The following is a 3,217-nucleotide window of genomic DNA, read 5'->3' as shown; positions in this document are numbered from 1 at the left end:
CCCCGTACCTCCCCCTCCCCCACCCCCACGTGACGCTCGGCGTATCTTTTACGAGTAAAACACCTGTTAATCTTCTTGTATGGGTAAGCACGGCAAGGTGGGTGGGAAGCGTGGGGGCGGGGCGCTGTTGAGTGGGGTGCGGCCGTTGCCGGTGCGGAGTTCCGTGCGGTTGCGGCGGCCGGTGGACATCTGGCACAAGCCCGCGTTGAGCGCCGTGGTGGCGCTGGCGATCCCGGATGTCACGCTCTTCGCGCTGGGCCGGATGGATCTGGTGCTGTACACCTCGGCCGGGGCGATGTGCGCCCTCTACGGGCACGGTCTGCCGTATGCGGCGCGGGCCAGGACCCTGCCGTGGGTGGTGCTCGGCATGGTGGCGAGCCTGGGGGCGGCGCTGACGGCGGCGTCGTTGATCTCGTCCGCCGTGGTGCTGGTGGCGTTGGCCTCGGTGCTCGCCGCGGTGCACAAGGTGGTCTGTGATGCGACGCGGATCGGGCCGCCGGGGAATCTGATCTTCACGTTCATCGCGGCGTCGGCGTTCTTCGTACCGCAGCGGATCTCCGAGGTCCCGCTGCATCTGGTGCCGGCGCTGGCGACGGGGGCCGTGGCGTGGCTGGTCGGGATGGCGCCCGCGCTGGTACGGCCGCGGGGGCCGGAGCGGATCGCGACCGCTCGGGCGCTGGAGGCCGCGGCGGCGCAGTTGCGCGCCGAGGCGGCGGCCCGTACGGAGGCGCCCGGGGCGGCCGAGGGTGCGGTGGTGCGGGCCCGGCAGGCGACGGCGACCGCGGTGAACGCCGCGTGGCACACGGTTTTCCTGGTTCCCGCGCGGACGCCCGCGAAGGCCGGGGCGCGGGCCGCACTGGAGCGGCTGCTGATCCGGGCCGAGGCCGTGCTGAGCGGGGCGGACGGGGACACCGGCCCGGGAACGCCCGCTGAGGCGGAGCTGTTCGGGCGGTGGGCGCAGGAGGTCCGGGGTGGCGGGCCGCTTCCCGTGGTGGCGCTCACGCCGTCACAGCAGGCGGAGCTGGCCGGTGTGGAGCTGGACCACCGGCAGGCGGAGCAGCCGGGCGCGCACCGCGACCGGCACCGCATCGACCGACCTGTTGTTCCCCACGTGGCCCCGGACGCAGGCCTGGCCCGGTCACAGGAGGACGGGGGCGAGGGCTGGACGGGTCGGCGCGCCGAGGGCCCGGGGCAGCCCGGGAGCACTGCCGAGGACGGCGTCGGCGGTGCCGGGAGCCCTGCCCCGGGAACCGCTGTGACCTGCGGCTCCCCCGGTTACGGTCCGCGCTGTCCGGCGCCCGGGCGGGTGCGGGGATGGCGGGCCGTGGCAGCCGCGTTCCGGGGCGGCTCGCCGTTGCTTCCGGTGGGGGTGCGGACCGCCGTGGGATGTGCGTCGGCCGGGTGGGCGTCGATGGCGCTCGGGGTCGGGCATCCGTACTGGGCCGTGGTCACGGCGGCGTCGGTGTTCCAGGCGAACACGACGCTCTCCTGGCAGCGGGCGTTTCAGCGGTCGGTGGGGAATCTGCTGGGGCTGGTGGTGTTCACGCTTCTGCTGCCGGTGATCCACACCGGTCATCCGGCGATGATCACGCTGGCGCTGGTCTTCCAGTTCGGTGCGGAGGCGTGGATCACCCGGAACTACTGGCTGGGGTCGGTGTGCGTCACGCCGATGGCGTTGTTGCTGACGGAGTTCGGCAGCCCGTTGCCCGCCCGGGTGCTCGTCGCGGACCGGTGGATCGACACGCTGGTGGGGGCCGCGTTGGGGCTGGTCTGCTGTGTGCTGGTGACCAATCGGCGGGCCGGTGACCGGATCGGCGCGGCGTTGGAGCGGACCGCCACGGCGCAGGCCGCGGCCGGGCAGTTGCTCGCGGCGGACGCGGTCCCCGGTGCGGCGCACGCGCGGGAGACCGGCTGGGCGCGGGACCGGCTGGCCGGGGCGCTGGCCGAGCTGCGGGAGGCCGTCGAGGTGGCGTCGGGTGAGTGGTGGCAGCGGGCGTTGCCGGAGGAGCGGGTGGCCCGGGCCGAACAGCACGGTCACCGCACCCTGGCGTTGCTCGCGCGGCGGCTGGCCGGGGCGGTGCCGTCCGTCCGGCCCGTGCCGGAACCGATGGCCGCGGCAGGCACAATTGACGGCGTACGACGGTGACACGACGGTGAGCTGAGCCGGGCCGACGCCGTACGAGGGCGAGAGGAGAGCCGGGTGGCCGAGGACATCGTCGCGGGGGTGCTGCGTCAGTGGCAGCAGGTGCATCCGGGGCTCGACACCGGTCCGATGGCGTTGATCGGGCGGCTGAACCGTTGTTCGGCGCTGTTGCAGCAGGCGGCCGACGCGCCGCTGCGGCGGGCCGGGCTGTCCCGTCCGGAGTTCGACATCCTGGGCACGCTGCGCCGGATGGACCGGGAGCTGACGCCGGGCCGGGTGGCGCGGGAGACGTTCGCGTCGGGCGCCGCGGTGACCAAGCGGCTGCGGCAGTTGGAGGCGCGCGGGCTGCTCAGCCGCCGGGTGGACGACCGCGACCGCCGGGTCGCCCATCTCTCCCTCACCGACGAGGGCCGCGATCTGATCGACCGGATCCTGCCGGAACAGCTGGCGTACGAGGCGACGTTGCTCGGCGGGGTCGGTGAGCGGCGCCGCGACGAACTCTCCGAGGGGCTGGGCGAACTCCTCGTCGTCCTGGAAGGCCGCCTGGGCAGCCTGATGGATTGAGGGCGCCGCGGGCGGGGGCCCGGTGATGCGTCAAAGGCGGGGAAGCCGCGGCGGCCGGAGGCACGGCCGTCGCGGCTTCCGCCGTGGCCAACGTCCACGGTGGTCACCGCTCGCCGTCGCCACCGGCCGCACGGCGACCGACCGGCCTCGCCCTCACCCTTGTCCAGCCGCTGCCCCTCGGCCGCTCCCCCGCCCGGCGCGGCGGCTCGGACCGCTATCCCCCCGAGCAGTTCCACACCCACTTCGAGCCCATCCAGTGCCAGCCGCAGCGCGGGGTGGACGTCGGGCTGGGCGAGGCCGTGGGCTGCGTGAACGTGGGCGACGGGGTCGGGGTGGGCGTCGGCGTGGGGGTCAGGGTCGGCGTCGGCGTTTCCGTCGGACTCGGGGTCGGAGTCGGGGTCGGAGTCGGGGTGGGCGTAGGGGTCGGTGTGGGGGTCAGGGTCGGGCTCGGGGTGGGTGCTGTCTCTTATACACATCTGACGCTGCCGACGATACTCCTTGTGTAGATCT

2 protein-coding genes are annotated in these 3,217 nt (G+C 74.2%); both read left to right on the top strand.

The genetic code is table 11. The features are described from left to right. Positions 1-79: 79 nt before the first annotated feature. Positions 80-2,146, top strand: a complete 2,067-nt coding sequence (locus IF23_RS0130715) for an FUSC family protein (protein ID WP_078654377.1) — start codon at positions 80-82, stop codon at positions 2,144-2,146. A gap of 54 nt (positions 2,147-2,200) precedes the next feature. Continuing rightward, positions 2,201-2,707 carry a MarR family winged helix-turn-helix transcriptional regulator gene (locus IF23_RS0130710; RefSeq protein ID WP_030289581.1) on the top strand — a complete coding sequence of 169 codons (507 nt, stop codon included), beginning with the start codon at positions 2,201-2,203 and terminating at the stop codon, positions 2,705-2,707. The last annotated feature ends 510 nt before the right edge of the window (positions 2,708-3,217 follow it).

This window comes from Streptomyces catenulae, from assembly GCF_000718015.1.
GTDB lineage: Bacteria > Actinomycetota > Actinomycetes > Streptomycetales > Streptomycetaceae > Streptomyces > Streptomyces catenulae.
The sequence above is the reverse complement of the archived record's forward strand: the minus strand, read 5'-3'. Positions and strand labels throughout refer to the sequence as shown.